Genomic DNA, 914 nt, shown 5'->3' with positions numbered 1-914 from the left:
AAAGGCCAGTTCAAAAAGAGCCCGGAAGGGCTGTTTACTTTCCCGTGAAACGGTTAACCTTGGATGCCTGAACAACGGATCAAGGAATGCCGGCACCTATCATCGATGACGCGCTGTGGGCACTGATCGAACCACTACTTCCGCCGCCCAAGCCGCGACACAGGCGATACCCTGGGCGCCTGCCGGTCTCGGACCGTGCGGCACTCAATGGCATCCTGCTCGTGCTCAAGACAGGGATGCGATGGAATCATCTGCCGACCCGGTTGGGCTTCGGCTCTGGAGCGACTTGCTGGCGTCGGTTGCACGACTGGCAGCAAGCCGGAGTGTGGGACAAACTGCACGGGCTGCTGCTCGACAAGCTGCGCGAATCCGGCCAGCTCGACTTCTCATATGCGGCTGTCGATTCATCGTCCGTGCGCGCCGTTGGGGCAGGCCAAAAACTGGGCCAAACCCCACCGATCGCGCACGACCAGGGTCCAAACATCACGTCCTCGTAGACGCGAATGGCGTTCCTGTCAGCGTGATCCTGACCGGCGCGAACCGCAACGATGTCACGCAACTGCTGCCGCTGGTCGACGCTATCCCGCCGATTCGCGGCACTCGCGGCCGACCGCTTCGCAAGCCCAAGGTCCTCTACGCCGACCGTGGCTACGATTCCGACTCGCATCGCCACCGACTTCGCGAACGCGGTATCAGACCGGTCATCGCCAGACGCCGCACCGAACACGGCAGCGGCCTCGGCAAATTCCGTTGGGTCGTCGAACGGACTCATTCGTGGCTCCATGGTTTCCGTCGTCTTCGCATCCGCTTCGAACGCCGATCTGACATTCACGAAGCGTTCCTCAAACTCGGCTGCTCTCTCGTCTGCTGGAACATCTTCAGCCGAGCTGAGCGGCCATTTTGAACTGGCCTTT

2 protein-coding genes are annotated in these 914 nt (G+C 61.3%); both read left to right on the top strand.

Translation table 11 applies throughout. The annotated features are described in order from the left end of the window. Nucleotides 1-86: 86 nt before the first annotated feature. A complete protein-coding gene (locus V8683_RS31365) occupies nucleotides 87-497 on the top strand; it encodes a transposase (protein ID WP_411187075.1) in 411 nt (136 codons plus the stop codon). After that, complete coding sequence (locus V8683_RS31360; RefSeq protein ID WP_411190446.1) at nucleotides 389-904, top strand: IS5 family transposase; 516 nt, start codon at nucleotides 389-391, stop codon at nucleotides 902-904. Before V8683_RS31365 ends, V8683_RS31360 begins: the two co-directional genes overlap by 109 nt. Nucleotides 905-914 lie beyond the last annotated feature (10 nt).

Source organism: Paraburkholderia sp. AV2 (assembly GCF_054968425.1).
Note: the sequence above shows the minus strand (reverse complement) of the source record. Positions and strands in the feature narration are given on the sequence as shown.